The 14,912-nt window shown below is 69.6% G+C and carries 13 protein-coding genes; 4 read left to right on the top strand and 9 right to left on the bottom strand.

The window, feature by feature from the left end:
• Positions 1 to 73: 73 nt before the first annotated feature.
• The 5 genes from ACQW02_RS09210 to ACQW02_RS09230 form a co-directional block, all read right to left on the bottom strand.
• Positions 74 to 1,285 carry an MFS transporter gene (locus ACQW02_RS09210; RefSeq protein WP_431284974.1) on the bottom strand — a complete coding sequence of 404 codons (1,212 nt, stop codon included), beginning with the start codon at positions 1,283 to 1,285 and terminating at the stop codon, positions 74 to 76.
• A gap of 113 nt (positions 1,286 to 1,398) precedes the next feature.
• A complete protein-coding gene (locus ACQW02_RS09215) occupies positions 1,399 to 2,709 on the bottom strand; it encodes a ferredoxin reductase family protein (protein WP_431284975.1) in 1,311 nt (436 codons plus the stop codon).
• 81 nt (positions 2,710 to 2,790) lie between these two features.
• The gene (locus ACQW02_RS09220) at positions 2,791 to 3,228 is read right to left on the bottom strand and encodes a DUF2267 domain-containing protein (protein ID WP_431284976.1); all 438 of its coding nucleotides are present in this window, start codon (positions 3,226 to 3,228) and stop codon (positions 2,791 to 2,793) included.
• 46 nt (positions 3,229 to 3,274) lie between these two features.
• Complete coding sequence (locus ACQW02_RS09225) at positions 3,275 to 3,568, bottom strand: hypothetical protein (protein ID WP_431284977.1); 294 nt, start codon at positions 3,566 to 3,568, stop codon at positions 3,275 to 3,277.
• 95 nt (positions 3,569 to 3,663) lie between these two features.
• Positions 3,664 to 4,980: an LLM class flavin-dependent oxidoreductase gene (locus ACQW02_RS09230; protein ID WP_431284978.1), complete on the bottom strand. Its 1,317-nt coding sequence runs from the start codon at positions 4,978 to 4,980 to the stop codon at positions 3,664 to 3,666.
• Positions 4,981 to 5,098: 118 nt separating this feature from the next.
• Here ACQW02_RS09230 and ACQW02_RS09235 point away from each other — a divergent pair, with 118 nt between their 5' ends.
• The 3 genes from ACQW02_RS09235 to ACQW02_RS09245 are packed head-to-tail and all read left to right on the top strand — an operon-like array spanning position 5,099 to position 9,359.
• Positions 5,099 to 6,442: an LLM class flavin-dependent oxidoreductase gene (locus ACQW02_RS09235; RefSeq protein ID WP_431284979.1), complete on the top strand. Its 1,344-nt coding sequence runs from the start codon at positions 5,099 to 5,101 to the stop codon at positions 6,440 to 6,442.
• 11 nt (positions 6,443 to 6,453) lie between these two features.
• Positions 6,454 to 8,031 carry an ABC transporter substrate-binding protein gene (locus ACQW02_RS09240; protein WP_431284980.1) on the top strand — a complete coding sequence of 526 codons (1,578 nt, stop codon included), beginning with the start codon at positions 6,454 to 6,456 and terminating at the stop codon, positions 8,029 to 8,031.
• Complete coding sequence (locus ACQW02_RS09245) at positions 8,028 to 9,359, top strand: LLM class flavin-dependent oxidoreductase (protein WP_431284981.1); 1,332 nt, start codon at positions 8,028 to 8,030, stop codon at positions 9,357 to 9,359. The genes ACQW02_RS09240 and ACQW02_RS09245 overlap by 4 nt, the downstream gene beginning before the upstream one ends.
• An 8-nt stretch (positions 9,360 to 9,367) precedes the next feature.
• Here ACQW02_RS09245 and ACQW02_RS09250 read toward each other — a convergent pair whose 3' ends face one another.
• Entirely contained in the window at positions 9,368 to 10,375 is a 1,008-nt protein-coding gene (locus tag ACQW02_RS09250; RefSeq protein WP_431284982.1) for an ABC transporter substrate-binding protein, read from the bottom strand.
• Positions 10,376 to 10,468: 93 nt separating this feature from the next.
• Here ACQW02_RS09250 and cnbZ point away from each other — a divergent pair, with 93 nt between their 5' ends.
• Complete coding sequence (gene cnbZ, locus ACQW02_RS09255; RefSeq protein WP_431284983.1) at positions 10,469 to 11,224, top strand: 2-amino-5-chloromuconate deaminase CnbZ; 756 nt, start codon at positions 10,469 to 10,471, stop codon at positions 11,222 to 11,224.
• On the opposite strand, the gene ACQW02_RS09260 is transcribed toward cnbZ, so the two are convergent.
• The 3 genes from ACQW02_RS09260 to ACQW02_RS09270 are packed head-to-tail and all read right to left on the bottom strand — an operon-like array spanning position 11,173 to position 14,874.
• Positions 11,173 to 11,700 carry a (2Fe-2S)-binding protein gene (locus tag ACQW02_RS09260; protein WP_431284984.1) on the bottom strand — a complete coding sequence of 176 codons (528 nt, stop codon included), beginning with the start codon at positions 11,698 to 11,700 and terminating at the stop codon, positions 11,173 to 11,175. The two genes, cnbZ and ACQW02_RS09260, sit on opposite strands and share 52 nt — an antisense overlap.
• A complete protein-coding gene (locus tag ACQW02_RS09265; RefSeq protein WP_431284985.1) occupies positions 11,687 to 12,514 on the bottom strand; it encodes an FAD binding domain-containing protein in 828 nt (275 codons plus the stop codon). Before ACQW02_RS09265 ends, ACQW02_RS09260 begins: the two co-directional genes overlap by 14 nt.
• On the bottom strand, positions 12,511 to 14,874 hold the full coding sequence (locus ACQW02_RS09270) for a xanthine dehydrogenase family protein molybdopterin-binding subunit (protein ID WP_431284986.1): 2,364 nt from the start codon (positions 14,872 to 14,874) through the stop codon (positions 12,511 to 12,513). The genes ACQW02_RS09265 and ACQW02_RS09270 overlap by 4 nt, the downstream gene beginning before the upstream one ends.
• Between the last annotated feature and the right edge of the window lie 38 nt (positions 14,875 to 14,912).

Here is a 14,912-nt window from a genome sequence, read left to right on the forward strand (position 1 = left end):
TCTGACGCATATGCATCATCTGATCCATGCACAAAGTCGGGGGCACAAACCCGGGGGCACAAACCCGCGCGCTTTACGCCGCCAGAGGCGCCGCCACCCGCCCGGCCCCGCGCGACCGCCACAGCAGCCAGGCCGCGATGCTGACGTTCAGCGCATTCCACCCCAGCCCGTTGAGGATCGCCGCCTGGTAGGATCCGGTCGCATCGAAGATCGCACCCGACATCCAGCCGCCCAGCGCCATCCCCGCCAGGGTCGCCGACAGCACCAGCCCGACCCGGGTGCCGGCCTCCATGGGCGGGAAGAAACGGCGCACGATGATCGCGTAGCTCGGCACGATGCCGCCCTGGAACAGGCCGAACAGCGCCGAAAGCAGATAGAGCGACACCAGCCCGTCGAAGGGCAGGAACAGCGCCAGGGCCAGGCCCTGCAGCACCGATCCCAGCAGCAGGGTCGCCACCCCGCCGATCCGGTCCATGATCCAGCCCGATGCCAGGCGGCTGACGATGCCCATGGTCAGCATCAGCGAGAGCATTTCCGCCCCCCGCCCGGCGCCATACCCCAGGTCGACGCAATAGGCGACGATATGGACCTGCGGCATGGCCATGGCGACGCAGCAGGCGATGCCGGCCAGGATCAGCAAGGCCTGCAAGGCGTTGGGCGGCATGCCCAGGGGGGCGGATTTGGGTGCGTCGACGGCGCGCGCCGGTTCGGCGGCCATCGGCGTCGGCCGCCGCAGCAGCAGTGCCAGCGGCAGCATGGTAACCAGGCAGAACAATCCGATACAGATATGAGTCTGCCGCCAGCCGACCGTATCGATGAAATGCTGCAGCACCGGCGGCCAGGCTGCGCCGGCCAGGTAATTGCCGCTGGCGCACAAGGCGACGGCGATGCCCCGCCTGCGGTCGAACCAGTGCGAGGTATCGGCGACCAGCGGCACGAAGACCGCCGAACTGCCCAGCAACCCGATCACGCCGCCGTAGATCAGGGCAAACACCCACAGGCTGGGGGCCAGCGCGACCCCGACGTAGCCGACCGCCAGCGCCAGCGTGCCGATCACCACCGGCACCACCACGCCAAAGCGATCGGCGAGCCAGCCCATCAACACCCCGCCCAGCACCAGCCCGCACATGGCGGCGGAATAGGGCAGGGTCGCGGCCCCGCGTGCCACGCCGAATTCGGCCTGCACCGAGGGCAGCGACACCACGATCGACCACAGCCCGACGCCGCCGATGGTGCCAATTGCCACGGCGGCGGCCAATCGCCGCCAGGCCAGCGGCGAATCCACATCCGCCGCACAGCCCTGTCCGACCCCAGCCTTTGCCCGCACCGTGACGCCCCCCCGACCCTTGGGCGTATCATGGGCGCGTCGCGCGGCGGGCGCACCCCGGGGGTGGGCGATCAATTGTCGAAGAAGCGCTCCATCAGGATGCGTGCGGCCGGCACCCCCAGGCCGCGTAGGGCTTGGCGCACGGTCGCCAGCATCGGGGCCGGGCCGCATAGCACGAACAGCCAGCCCGCCGCCGCGGCCGGGGCACAGCGGCGGGCGACCAGCGCCGCGTCCAGCCGCCCGGCCTCACCCGTCCAGCCGGGGGGCGGTTCGCCGAGCACATGCACCACGGTCAGCCAGTCCAGTGCGGCCAGTTCCTCGGCGGCCAGGATCTGGTCCGCCAGGCGGTTGCCGTAGAGCAGCAGCATCGGCCGCAGGTCCCCGCGGGCCGCGGCGTGGCGGATCATGCCGAGGGCTGGCGCCACGCCGACCCCGCCGCAGATGAAGGCGATGCCCGGTTCGGAATGCCCCTCAAGGCACAGGTTTCCGTGCGGCCCGTCCACGAATGCGCGCGCGCCCGTCGGCAGGCCGCCGATGGTGCGGGTGAAATCGCCGGCTTCCTTGATCAGGAACCGTAGCCGCCCCGCCTCGGCCGGGGCCGAGGCGATGGAAAACGGGTGTTCGCGCCGTGAAAACGGGCCGCGGTCCAGTTTCAGCCAGGCGAATTGCCCGGCGCGATAGGCCAGGCCGGCATGCCCGACCGGTTCCAGCACGACCTCCCAGATTTTCCGCGCGGCGGGTCGCACCATGGCGATGCGCCAGGGCCGCCGCGTCAGCGGTCGTACCAGCGCCACCCAGGCCATCGTCAGCACGGCCAGGCCCGACAGTGCCCAAAGGGTGCCAGCCACCGCCGGATGCGCGGCATAGCGCCCGGCGGCCAGCGCATGGTGCAGCCCCAGCCCGACCAGCAGCAGCGCGCCCAGTCCGTGCATGCTGCGCCAGGTCTCGTAGCGATAGGGCAGGGCGTCGCGCCAGATCGCGGTCAGGGTCAGCAGGGCCAGCAGCAGCCAAGCCAGCAGCCCGGATACGATCGCCGCCCGGCCAAGCCCCAGCGCATGCACCCGCGTCACATCATCCGGCCGCCAGAAAGCCGCGCCATCCGGCAGGGTGTAGAGGAAGGGGTGCAACAGCAGCGCCACCGTCAGCACCCGCCCGATGCGTTGGTGCCAGCGCATCGTCCGGTCCACGCCGACCCCGCCCGACACCGCGCGGAACCGCCCGGACAGCACGAATTCCACCAGCAGTGCGGCAAAGCCGACCAGGGCCAGCGCCGTCGCCGCCTCGTCCAACCAGGGCCGGGCCGGGCCGAGCAGCGCCCAGCCAAGCCCCGCCGGCGCCAGGATGGCCAGGGCGAGCAGGGTCAGGATGAGCGGGGCGGGCATCGTGTTCCAGAGGTGACGCAATGGCGCCGGCGGCGCCTTGCGTCAGGTCAATGCGGGCGCCGCACGGGGGGGGCGCTGGCCTTACCCCGCCTCGCAATCCAGCCAGAAATCGCGCAGCGGTGCGGGCAAGGCCGCGACCACCTTGCGGATCTGGCCGCGGTCGACGTGGTTGGACAGGGTGCGAAAGACCGCGGCGGTCGCCTCGGCGCTCGACATCGGCCGCGTATTGCCAAGGTTGAGTTCGACCACGGCAAAGAAATCATCGAGCGTGCGCGGCAAGCCCGTCTGCCCGCCGACATGCCACTGGTCGTAATAGGTGCCGCGCACCAGCAGGGGCAGTTGCGCGCCAAGATGCGCCGCAAGTTCCAGCGGCAGGCGGTCGCGCAGCGCGCGCAGCACGGCGCCCAGCGCATGCCAGGCGGTGTGGCGATCGGGGCCCATGCGCTCCATGATTTCGTCGAGCCAGATGTTGGTCGTCTGCAGGGTCTTGTCCCAGACATCAACGCCGGTGGCGGGCATCGTGGTTTCTCCTGTTATCGTTGACGAGAACGTGCCGGGCGAGACGCTACTCCCAATCGATGCTCGGTGAGTCGGGCGGCACGGAGGCCGCCGGGCTGCCCTGGCGGCGGGTCATGCTTTCGGCGGCCGCGACCGCGATGGCGGCGACCTGGATCAGCCGCTGCCGTGCTTCCAGCGTCGAACCCTCACGCGCCTTGGCGCGGGCCCAGCCGGCATAATCCGTGATCAGTTGGATGAAGGCGTTGAAGGGCAGCGTATCATCATGGGCCGGTCCGCCCCATTGCGCATCCTGGCGCGTGCGTTCGGCGGCGACCTCGGCCAATACGGTTGTTCCGCTCATGGCACAGCGTTCCTCCCTGCTGGGAAGCCCAATACGATGCCGCGCCGTCGCCTGCCTTGCGCCGGATCAACGCGGCGCCGGATCGGCCCCGCCTGTCAGGGTCGCCCATCGGCGAAGAACCGGCTCGCCGGCCGCGCCAGCCCCAGGTGATCACGCAGCGTGGTGCCGCTGTAGTCGCGGCGGAACAGCCCGCGCGCCTGCAGGATCGGCACCACCTGGTCGACGAAATCATCGAAGCCGCCGGGGAAGTAAGGTGGCAGGATGTTGAAGCCATCCGCGGCACCGCCACGGAACCAGGCCTCCAGCGTGTCGGCGATCTGGACCGGTGTTCCCGCCAGCACCCAATGTCCGCGCGCCGCCCCGGTCAGGTTATGCAGGTCGCGCCAGGTCATGGCCTCGCGCCGGGCCTTGGCCAGCATCGTGCGGGCGAAACCATGCGAGGTATCGGGCAGCGGCAGGTCCGGCACCAGGTCATCGGGCGCGAAGCCCGAGACATCGATGCCCAGCCGAAGCGACAGCAGCGACGCCGCGTTGCTGCCGGTCACGAAGCTTTGCAGCAGGTTCAGCTTTTCGCGCGCCTCGGCCTCGGTCGCGCCGAGGATGGGCATGACGCCGGGCAGCACCGCGACGTCGCTGTCCTGGCGGCCGAAGGCGGGCAGCCGATCCTTCAGCGCGCGATAGGCGAGGCAGGCCTCGTCAAAATCCTGCACGACGGAAAAGACGACATCGGCGGTGCGGGCGGCGAGCGCCAGGCCCGGATCGGAACTGCCGGCCTGCAGGATGACCGGCTGGCCCTGCGGCGTGCGGCCGATGTTCAGCGGACCCTTCACGCGGAAAAAGCGGCCCTCGTGATCCAGGGGGCGCACTTTGTCCGGGTCGATGTATTGCCCGGTCTGGCGATCGGCGACGATCGCGCCATCATCCCAGCAATCCCACAAACCCCTGACCACATCGACGAACTCCTCGGCGACCTCATACCGCGCATCGTGGCGCGGATGCTCCCGACCAAAATTCGCCGCGGCCTTGGGGCCGGAACTGGTGACGGCATTCCACGCCGCGCGCCCGCCGCTGAGATGATCGAGCGAAGCGAAGGCCCGCGCCACCAGCAGCGGTTCACCATAGGTGGTGGAGGAGGTCGCGCCCAGCCCCACATGCGTCGTGGTCGCGGCCAGCGCCGCCAGCATGGTCAGCGGTTCGAACCGCGCGGTGAAGGACGGGTGGTCGTTCACCCCCGCGACCAGGCTGTCGCCCAGGAACAGCAGGTCGAATTTCCCGCGTTCGGCGATGCGCGCGATCTCCTGGATCACCGGCAGGCTTTGGAAACTGTCGGCGGCGCCGGGATAGCGCCAGCCCGCGATGTGGTTGCCGGTGCCGAGGACGAAGACGCCCAAATGCATTTGCCTGTCGTGCAACCCGCTCTCCCGCCTAAAATCTGGGCATGCCGGCACGCATGCCGCCGAATCCCAGGGATGCGCCCGTTGTTGCACCCGTGTCATGCTGGTTCAATGGTGCCGACCAGGGAGGATCCAGATGCAAGCCCGCCAGATCCGACTTGGCGTTTCCATGATCGGCATGGGGTATCACCTGGCTGCCTGGCGCCATCCGGAGGCCTCGGCCGGCGGCAATATGGAATTGGCGCATTTCGTGCGTGTCGCGCAGGCGGCCGAACGTGGCTTGCTCGACATGGCCTTCCTGGCCGATGGCGTCGGCATCCGCTTCCATGATGAGCCGAAGGGCGCGCTGTGCCGCACATCGAAGAATGTGCAGTTCGAGCCGCTGACCCTGCTCTCGGCACTGGCGATGGTCACGCAGCGGGTCGGCCTCGTGGCCACGGCCTCCACCACCTACAACGAGCCCTATCACGTCGCGCGGAAATTCGCCTCGCTGGATCACATCAGCGGCGGGCGGGCCGGGTGGAACGTGGTGACCTCGGTCACCCAGATGGAGGCCGCGAATTTCAACCTCGACGCCGCGCCCAGCTATGCCAATCGCTACGACCGCGCGGCGGAATTCGTCGAGGTGGTGCGCGGCCTGTGGGAAAGCTGGGACGACGATGCCTTCATTCGTGACAAGGACAGCGGCATCAATTTCGATCCCGCGCGGATGCATGTGCTGGACCATAAGGGGAAGCATTTTTCCGTCCGCGGTCCGCTGAACGTCGCGCGCACGCCACAGGGGTCGCCCGTGATCGTGCAGGCGGGTGCCAGCGAGGAGGGTCGCGAACTCGCCGCCGCCACCGCCGATGTCGTCTACGCCGCGGCGCAGACCCTGGCGGAGGCACAGGCCTACTACGCCTCGGTCAAGGGCCGGATGGCGCGCTACGGCCGCGATCCGGATGCGCTGAAGATCATGCCCGGGATCATGGCCATCCCCGGCCGGACGCGGCAGGAGGCGCAGGACCGCTACGATATTCTGCAGGAACTGGTGGAGCCGGTGGTGGGGCTCGGCGCGCTGGCGGGCTCGCTTGGTGATTTGTCGGGCTTCGACCTCGATGGGCCGGTGCCCGCGCCTGTCAGCCAAAGGATGTTGAGCCGAGCAAAAATTTTTCTCGGCATGGCGGAACGCGGCAATCTGTCGATCCGGCAACTCTACCTGGCCATCGCCGGCGGCAATGGGCACCGCATGGTGATCGGCACCCCCGGCGACATCGCGGATGCGATGGAGGAATGGTTTCACCAGGGCGCCGCCGATGGCTTCAACATCCTGCCGCCCTGGCTGCCGGGGGGGCTCGACGATGTCGTCGACCAGGTGATCCCCGAATTGCAGCGCCGCGGCGTGTATCGCACGGCCTATAGCGGCACGACCCTGCGCGACCACCTGGGCATCGCGGCCCCCAGCCTTCGCCGCGCGACGCTCGCCACACTTTCCCCATGAGGATTCCCGAGATGCGTTCACTGCTGTTGGCCGCCTGCCTTTTGGCCTTGCCGGCCCAGGCCCAGGTTCAACCCCAGAACCTGCGGATCGCGATGAAGGCGGCGGTGGACAGTTCGGACCCGCACCTGACCTTCACGCCGAACCGCAATGTGCAGTTGCATGTCTGGGAAACACTGTTGACGCAGGATGAACGCCTGATCGCGCGGCCGGCCCTGGCGGAATCCTGGCGTGCCATCGATCCGCTGACCTGGGAGTTCAAACTGCGACCTGGTGTGCGCTTTCATGACGGATCACCGCTGACCGCCGCCGATGTGGCCTTTTCCATTCGCCGCGCGCTGGCGGCGCCAGGGGCGCGCACCTATGCCGCCGCGGTCCGCAATGTGACCGAGATGACAGTGGTCGACGATCTGACCCTGATCGTGAAGACCCGTGTGCCCACGCCATTGCAGCCGCATTTCATGGTGGCGATCGCCATCCTGTCCGAACGCGGCGCGACCGATGCGTCCGAGGCTGATTTCAACGGCGGTCGCGCCGCCATCGGCACCGGCCCCTATCGCTGGATCCGCTGGAGCCCGGCGCAGAATGTGGTGATCGAACGCAGCGCGAACTGGCGCGGCACGCCCGAGCCCTGGGCGCGCGTGACCTATTCCTTCATCCCCAACGACAGCGCGCGTGTCGCGGCCTTGCTCGCGGGGGATGTGGATGTGATCGACAGCGTGCCGGCGGGGCTGCACGACCGGATACGGGCCAATCCGCAGACGGCGCTGTTTTCGGGCGATTCCATTTTCACCTACTACTTCTACCTCGACAGCATGAGCGCGCAGATCCCCAACGCCACCAATGCCGAGGGCCAGGTTTTGGCGCAGAATCCCTTGCGGGACCTGCGGGTACGGCAGGCGATGAACCATGCGATCAACCGCGTCGCGCTGGCGGAACGCGCGATGGAGGGCGCGGCCTCCCCAGCCGGGCAGATCGCCGCCGATGGATTTTCCGGCAATGATCCCGCACTGCCCGTTCCGGCCTTCGACCCCGCCCTGTCACGCCGGTTGCTGGCCGAGGCGGGGTATCCGCAGGGCTTCAACCTGACCATCCATTGCACGCTGGACCGTTTTGCCGGCGACGCCCGATCCTGCCAGGCGATCGCGCAGATGCTGACCGTGGCCGGCATCCGCACCACGATCGAGGCGCTGCCCATGCCGGTCTACCTGCGCCGCAGCGCCAATCTCCTGCCCAGCGGCGTGCCGGAACTCAGTGCGCACCTGGCGATGTTCGGTTCCTCCAGCGGCTTGGCGAGCGAGGCGATGACCGCGCTGGTCCGTACCCCGAACGCGGCCCTGGCGCATGGCGGCTGGAACCGCACGCGCTATTCCAACCCGGAATTGGACCGGATGCTCGCGGATGCCGATGCGACCTTCGACGAGAATGACCGCGATGCCGCGACCCGCCGCGCCGTCCGCTTCACGGTGGACAACGGGGCGCTGCTGCCGGTGTTTTTCATGCGGTCCACCTGGGGGGTGCGCAAGCCGCTGACACTGACCCCGCGCGGTGACCAATACACGATGGCGACGGATGTGCGGTTGGCACCATGATGCATCTCGCGGCCTTCTTCTTCACGCCGGGCAGCCATTCGGCCGGCTGGCGGCACCCCGATGCCATCCCCGAATGCGACATGGATTTCGCCCAGTATGTGCGGATCGCCCAGGCCGCGGAGCGGGGGAAGATGGACACCATCTTCTTCCAGGACACGGTGGCGCTGAACGGCAGCGCCGCGTTGGATGGGGTCAGCCCGTTTCGCCCGACGCAGGGGCGCCAGGCCTATCTGGAACCGACCACACTGCTGGCGGCGCTGGCGGTGGTCACACAGCGCATCGGGCTGATCGCGACGGCGACCACCACTTACAACGAGCCCTACAACATCGCCCGCCGCTTCGCCTCGATCGACCATATCAGCGGCGGCAGGGCGGGGTGGAACCTCGTCACATCGCAGGTGGAGGACGAGGCCGGCAATTTCGGCGCCGACCACCACATGAAGCATGCCGAACGCTATGAACGCGCCGAGGAATTCTATGACGTCGTCGCCTCGCTCTGGGACAGCTTTTCCGAGGGCGCGCTGATCCGGGACAAGGCGACGGGCAACTTCATCGACCCCGACAAAATCCATTTCCAGAATCATCGCGGCAAGCATTTCTCGGTGCGCGGCCCGCTGAACATGGGTCGTTGCCCACAGGGGCGCCCAATCGTGACCCAGGCCGGATCATCGGGGCCCGGCATGGCGCTGGCGGCACGGACGGCCGACCTGGTCTTCACCGCGCAGAGCGACCTGGCCGAAGCCCAGGGCTTCTACCGCGACCTGAAATCCCAGGCTGCCGGTTTTGGGCGCAATCCCGCGCATATCAAGATCATGCCGGGGCTGATGACCATCATCGGCCGCACGGAGGCGGAGGCCCAGGCGAAGTACCGAACCCTGCAGGGGCTGATGTCGGACGAAAACGCGATGCGCCTGCTGGCCAGGCTCTGCGGCGATCTCGACATCCACGCCTTTCCGCGCGACGCGCCGCTGCCCCCGCTACCGCTGAGCAATGCGGCCCAGGCCCGCCAGCGGCATCTGGTGGAAAAGGCCGCGCGCGAAAACCTCTCGATCATCGAGGTCGCGCGTTATCTCGGCACTTCGCTCGGCCATCATCTGCTGGTGGGAACACCGGCCAGCATCGCCGACACCATGCAGCAATGGGTGGAACAGGGCGCCTGCGACGGCTTCACCCTGCTGTCGCCGCATTACCCCGTGCCGCTGGAGGATTTCGTCGCGCTGGTCGTGCCGGAACTGCAGGCCCGCGGGCTGTTCCGCCACGACTACACGGGCCGCACGCTGCGCGACCACCTGGGGCTGCCGGTGCCCGCGAACCGCTACGAGACCTGACGGCGGGCTCAGGTCCCGAGGGTGGTGCGGAAGAACAGGTCCTCCACCTTCAGCGGATGCGGCGACAGGCCTTGCGCGTGATGCCAGCGCGCGAGCGCCTCCAGCGGCTTGCGGTTGCGGGCGATGCCATAGGGCCAGTAGTCGTCGCCAAGGGCGGCGCGGGTGCGGGCGAATTCGCCGGCGGTCCAGGGTAGCGCCACCTTCAGCGCCTGCACGATGGACAGGTCGGCGATGGCGCTGTCCTTCGCCGCGGTGAAGGCGGCCATCAGCGACATCGGCAACCATGGCTCGGCTTCCGCCAGGCTGCGCCGGATGCCCATCAGGTGCATCACCGGGAAGATGCCGGTGCGCGTGGCGTAGTCGCGCTCGCGTTCCTCGTAGTCATCGAACAGGCGGGCGATGCCGGGCGTGCCCTTCACAAAGGCCTTTGGCGGCTTGTAGGCCAGCAGCGCGTCGATCTCACCCGCCAGCAGCATGTCCGCGAGCAGCCGGCCATCGGGCGCGCGTTCGACGGTGATGCCGGGCGGCAGCGCCGGCAGCGGGATATGGCTGCGCTCCACCTCGTCCACGTCGCCCATCACCCAGGTCACGTCCCCAGCCTGGACGCCGTATTCATCCGCCAGGATACCGCGGGCGACGACGGCCGCGGTCATCGAGTATTCGCGCACGCCGATGCGCCGGCCCTTGAGATCCTCGGGCCGCGTGATGCCGGCGGCGGGGTTCACGAACCAGGCGCCGTGCCGGAAGCTGCGGCTGGGGAAGATCGGCAGGCCGACATAGTCGCAGGCGCCGCGCGAGGTCAGCGCCATGAAGTTGCTGAAGGAGAGTTCGGAGACGTCGAACTCCGACTGGCCCAGGGCACGGGAGAACATCGTCTCGATCGGCATGTCGTGCAGCCAGACCGGGTCGCAGCCCTCCACCTTGATGCGGCCATCCAGCAGCGGGCGGGTGCGGTCGTAGTCCCAGACGGCGATCGACGGACGTAGCATATGCAGGCTCCAAGACAGGATTGGCATGGTGCAGCACCGCGATGCCGCCGTCCACGCGGTTGCCCGAGGCTTATGCATCGGCTTCAATCGCCATACGCCATTTTGAGGAACCTGCCGGACATGTCAGCGACGATCGATGTGACGGAGGCCGGCTTTCGCTTCGTGCCTGGCGTGTTCCAGTATTCCTGCGGCGTCGCGGCGCTGCCCGGCTACCGCCTGGTGCGCGCGCGCTTCGCCGAGCCGGTGCCGATGGCGGAAGGCTGGCTGCGCATAGCCGCACATCTGGATGCGCTCGGCCGTCCACGAAACGCCTTCTGCGCCTGTGAACTGCGGTCCCCGGCACCCTTCACCGAAGCGGGCTTCCTCGCATTCAACCAGGCCTATGCGGCGGTGCTGGCGGAATGGGGCATCCTGCACGATGGGCAGAACCCGGTCGCCCGCAGCAATGTCTGCCCCGACATCGCGCCGCCGGCCGAGCCTGGCTTCCACGCCTTCACCTACACCATGCCCGACACTGCCGCGGCGCCGTCCTTCGTCGTCGCCGGCAGTGGTGAGGCCGCGGAAGGCCGCGGCAATTATCGCGATCACATCGTGGCCCTCGGCGACACCTCGCCCGAGGGCATGTTGAAAAAAGCGCGCTGGGTGCTGGGTGAGATGGAGCGCCGCATGGCCGCGATGGGCTTCGGCTGGGCGGCGACCACCGGCGTGCAGGTCTATACCGTCTACGACATCCATCCCTTCCTGGCGCAGGACCTGGTCGCTCGTGGTGCCGCGCGGCACGGCGCCACCTGGCAGTTCTGCCGGCCGCCTGTGGAGGGGCTGGACTACGAGATGGATTGCCGTGGCGTGGCGACAGAACTTGTGCTGCCGGGCTGAAGCACGGCGGCGGCCGCCTGCACCGCGTCGATGATCGGCTGGTAGCCGGTGCAGCGGCAGTAGTTGCCGGACAGCGCCTCGCGAATCGCCTCGCGCGTCGGGGTGCTGTCCTGGCGCAGCAATTCGGCGGCCTGCAGCAGCATCCCCGGCGTGCAGAAGCCGCATTGCAATGCGGCGTGGCGCACGAATTCGGCTTGCAGGGCGGTGATCTCGGGGCCGGTGGCGGCTTCGATGGTTTCGACGGCCGCGCCATCCGCCTGCACCGCCAGCACCAGGCAGCCGCGGACCACGGCGCCATCCAGCCGCACATGGCAGGCGCCGCAGACGCCATGGGCGCAGCCGACATGGCTGCCGGTCAGGCCGAGATCGGCACGCAGCCATTCCACCAGCGTCTGGCGTAGCGGCGCACGGCCGGAGACGGCGCGGCCGTTCACGGTGCAGGCGACGGTCCCCATGGGTTCGTCAGGCGGCAGCATGGGGTGCGATCTCCTTCGCGGCGCGGCGCAGCAGGCCCTGCGCGAGATGCAGGCGATAGGCGGCGGATGCCTCCGGCGAGGCCAGCGGGTCCAGCAGGGCGGGCAGCAGGGCCGCGGCATCGGCGCCGGCGGCCACCGCCGCTTCCAGGGCCGGCAGGCGGCGCGGATGCGCCTCGACGCCGAAAAACGCCAGGCGCGCGGCGCCCGGACGCCGCATCATGGCAAGGCCGGCCATGGCGAAATCGCCATGCCGCCGCGAAATTTCGGCGAACCAGGGGGTCCATCCGGCGGCGATCGGGATTTCCACCCGCAGCAGCATTTCCTCCGCGCGGCGCGCCGTGGCGTAGAGGCCCTGGAAGAAGTCCGGCGCCGCCACCCGTCGTTCACCCGCCGCCGATGCCAGCACCAGCACGGCGTCCAGCGCCAGCATGCAGGCGGGAAGTTCCGCCGCCGGATCGGCCAGGCACAGGCTGCCGCCCAGGGTGCCGCGATTGCGAATGGCGGGGTGCGCGACGTGGCGCAGGGCCAGCGGCAGCAATGGTGCCTGCGCCGCCACCAGCGGATGCGCCAGCACCGCCGCGTGGCGTGCCATGGCGCCAATGCGCAGCAGCTCGCCATGCCGCTCGATGCCATCCAGGCCCGGCAGGCGATTGAGGTCCAGCAGCAGCGCCGGGCGAGCCACGCGCAGCGCCAGCATCGGCATCAGGCTCTGCCCGCCGGCCAGGGGGGCCGCATCCTCGCCATGCCGGGCGAGCAGGGCCAGCGCCTCCGCCAGCGTCGCCGGGCGGGCGTAGTCGAAGCGGTTGGGCGTCATGCCAGGCGCCCCAGCGCGCGCAGCACGTCCATCGGCTGGATCGGCATCTGCGTCACCACCCCGCCACCGGCCGCGGCCAGCGCGTCGTTCACCGCGTTCAGGATCGCCGCCGGCACGCCGCCGGTGCCGGATTCGCCCGCCCCCTTGGCGCCGAGCACGCTGCCGGCATAGGGCGTCTCGACATGGCCGAGTGCGATGTCCGGCACATCCATGGCCATCGGCAACAGGTAGTCGGCCAGCGTGCCGGACTGGAACTGGCCGTTTTCGGCGTCGTAGCGACAGGCCTCCAGCAGCGCCTCGCCAAGCCCCGTGGCGATGCCGCCGCGATATTGGCCATCGACCAGCAGCGGGTTCAGCAGGCGGCCGCAATCGCCGACCATCCAGTACCGCAGCACGCGCACCAGCCCGGTCTCGCCATCCAGTTCGACCAGCGCCGCCTGCATGCCGTTGTTGGCCAGCGTCGCATCCTGTTCGCGCCGGTAGTGGTGGGCGGCGGTCAGGCTAGGGCTGACACCGCCGGGCATCTCATGGCCACGGAACAGCATGGTGCGCGCCAGGTCGGACAGCGGCATGCGGGGCGTGCCGGTCGCATCCACCACCTGGCCGTCCTGGATGTCGAGCGCATCCGGCGCCGCCTGCAACAGCGCGCCTGCCGCTTGCAGAAGCTGTGCCCGCAGGGCGCGGCCGGCGCCCCAGGCGGCCTCGCCACCGATCGCGGCGCCGCGGCTGGACCAGGCGCCGCCGCCATGGGGCGCGGCCTGCGTATCGCCGGCCTGCACGCGCACCGCTGCGGCCGGGACGCCGATGGCATCGGCCAGCACCTGCGCCAGGCCCTGGGCGATGCCCTGGCCGATCTCGGTGATGCTGGCCTGGGCGCTGATCGCGCCATCGGGTTCCAGCGTGACGACCACCGTGTCGGTCGCCGCGACGTTCACCCGCCCCGAGCCATAGACGACGGCACCGGCCGCGGTGAATTCCACCGTCATCGCCACGCCCAGCCCGAGCAGCCGGCCAGCGGCGCGTCCCGCGGCGATGTCGGCATGCAGCGACGGCAGGTCCATCAGCGCCTGCATCTTTGCGGCCACCGCATCGTGCCGCATGCCGTGCAGGGCGGCGCCGAAGCCGTTGGTGCAGGGCATTTCCTCGGCCGGCATCAGGTTGCGGGCGCGGAAGGCCCAGCCATCCTCGCCGCGCGCGCGCGCGGCCTTCTCCACGAGCCTTTCGGTGACGGCGCAGCCGACCGGGGCGCCGACGGCACGGTATTGCCCCGTCGGCACCTTGTTCTGCAGCACGCAATCGATGCGTGCCCTGGCATGGGCGAAGCGGTAGGGCGCGCCGATGACGCGCATCACGCTGATCGCCTCCACCGTGCTGCTGCGCGGGAAGACGGAGACGGCGCCGAGGCCCTGCAGGTCGTGCACGTCGAACCCAAGGATATGTCCTTGCGCATCCACCGCCATGCGCGCGGCGACGATATGTTCGCGCGCATGGATGTCGGCCAGCAGGCTTTCCATGCGGTCGGCGATCCAGCGCACCGGGCGGCGCGCCAGGCGGGCGGCGGCGATGATCGCCATCTCGTCCTGGTAGACATGCATCTTGATGCCGAAGCCGCCGCCGACGTCGCCGCAGATGACGCGCACGCGGCTGGTCGGCACGCCGAACTGTTCCGCGATGTGCAGGCGCATCTGGTGCGGCATCTGGTGCGACAGGCGCACCGTCACCTCGTCATCCTGCCATTCCGCCAGCGCGCCGCGCGGTTCCAGCGCCACGCCGGTGTGGCGGGTGAAGGACAGGGTTTCCCCCACCACCAGGGCGGCGGTGGCGAAGGCGGCCTCCGGATCGCCGTTGCGCAGGTCGAGCGACCAGGCGCGGTTGTTGGCAAGCTCCGGATGGGTGCGCGCCGCTTCGGCGGCCAGCGCGGTGTCGAGGCGGGTGACGGCGGGCAGTTCCCGCCAGTCGGCCAGGATCGCCTCCGCCGCATCCTCGGCGATGGCACGGGAGGCGGCGAGGATGATCGCCACCGGTTCACCCTGCCAGGTAGCGCGGCCCTCTGCCAACGGCCCCTGCGGCGGCGAGACCAGGCCCGGGAAGCTGGCTGAGACCGTCTGCCAGGGCTGGCAGGCGGTGGCGAGGTCGGCGGCCGTGTAGATGGCGCCGACCCCGGGCAGTGCCGCCGCCGCGGCGCAGTCCAGCGTGAAGCCGGCATGGGGCAGGGGGCTGCGCAGGAAGGCTGCGTGCCATTCGCCGCGTGTCGCGTGATCGTCCAGGTAACGACCGCCGCCGGCCGCCAGCCGCCGCGACTCCGCCCGCGGAAGGGGCTGCCCGATCGAACCGGATCGGGGCGGAAGCTGGTCGGGCATGCAGTGCGAGGTCCCCGTGACGCCGTGGCACTCAAGCG

This window comes from Humitalea sp. 24SJ18S-53 (assembly GCF_050632385.1).
In the GTDB taxonomy this organism is placed as follows: domain Bacteria; phylum Pseudomonadota; class Alphaproteobacteria; order Acetobacterales; family Acetobacteraceae; genus Humitalea.

Coding starts and splice junctions, on each gene's coding strand:
- ACQW02_RS09220 (WP_431284976.1), bottom strand. CDS start 3,228: ATGCCCGCCACCGGCGTTGATGTCTGGGACAAGACCCTGCAGACGACC.
- ACQW02_RS09215 (WP_431284975.1), bottom strand. CDS start 2,709: ATGCCCGCCCCGCTCATCCTGACCCTGCTCGCCCTGGCCATCCTGGCG.
- ACQW02_RS09270 (WP_431284986.1), bottom strand. CDS start 14,874: ATGCCCGACCAGCTTCCGCCCCGATCCGGTTCGATCGGGCAGCCCCTT.
- ACQW02_RS09250 (WP_431284982.1), bottom strand. CDS start 10,375: ATGCCAATCCTGTCTTGGAGCCTGCATATGCTACGTCCGTCGATCGCC.
- ACQW02_RS09225 (WP_431284977.1), bottom strand. CDS start 3,568: ATGAGCGGAACAACCGTATTGGCCGAGGTCGCCGCCGAACGCACGCGC.
- ACQW02_RS09265 (WP_431284985.1), bottom strand. CDS start 12,514: ATGACGCCCAACCGCTTCGACTACGCCCGCCCGGCGACGCTGGCGGAG.
- ACQW02_RS09235 (WP_431284979.1), top strand. CDS start 5,099: ATGCAAGCCCGCCAGATCCGACTTGGCGTTTCCATGATCGGCATGGGG.
- ACQW02_RS09245 (WP_431284981.1), top strand. CDS start 8,028: ATGATGCATCTCGCGGCCTTCTTCTTCACGCCGGGCAGCCATTCGGCC.
- cnbZ (WP_431284983.1), top strand. CDS start 10,469: ATGTCAGCGACGATCGATGTGACGGAGGCCGGCTTTCGCTTCGTGCCT.
- ACQW02_RS09240 (WP_431284980.1), top strand. CDS start 6,454: ATGCGTTCACTGCTGTTGGCCGCCTGCCTTTTGGCCTTGCCGGCCCAG.
- ACQW02_RS09260 (WP_431284984.1), bottom strand. CDS start 11,700: ATGCTGCCGCCTGACGAACCCATGGGGACCGTCGCCTGCACCGTGAAC.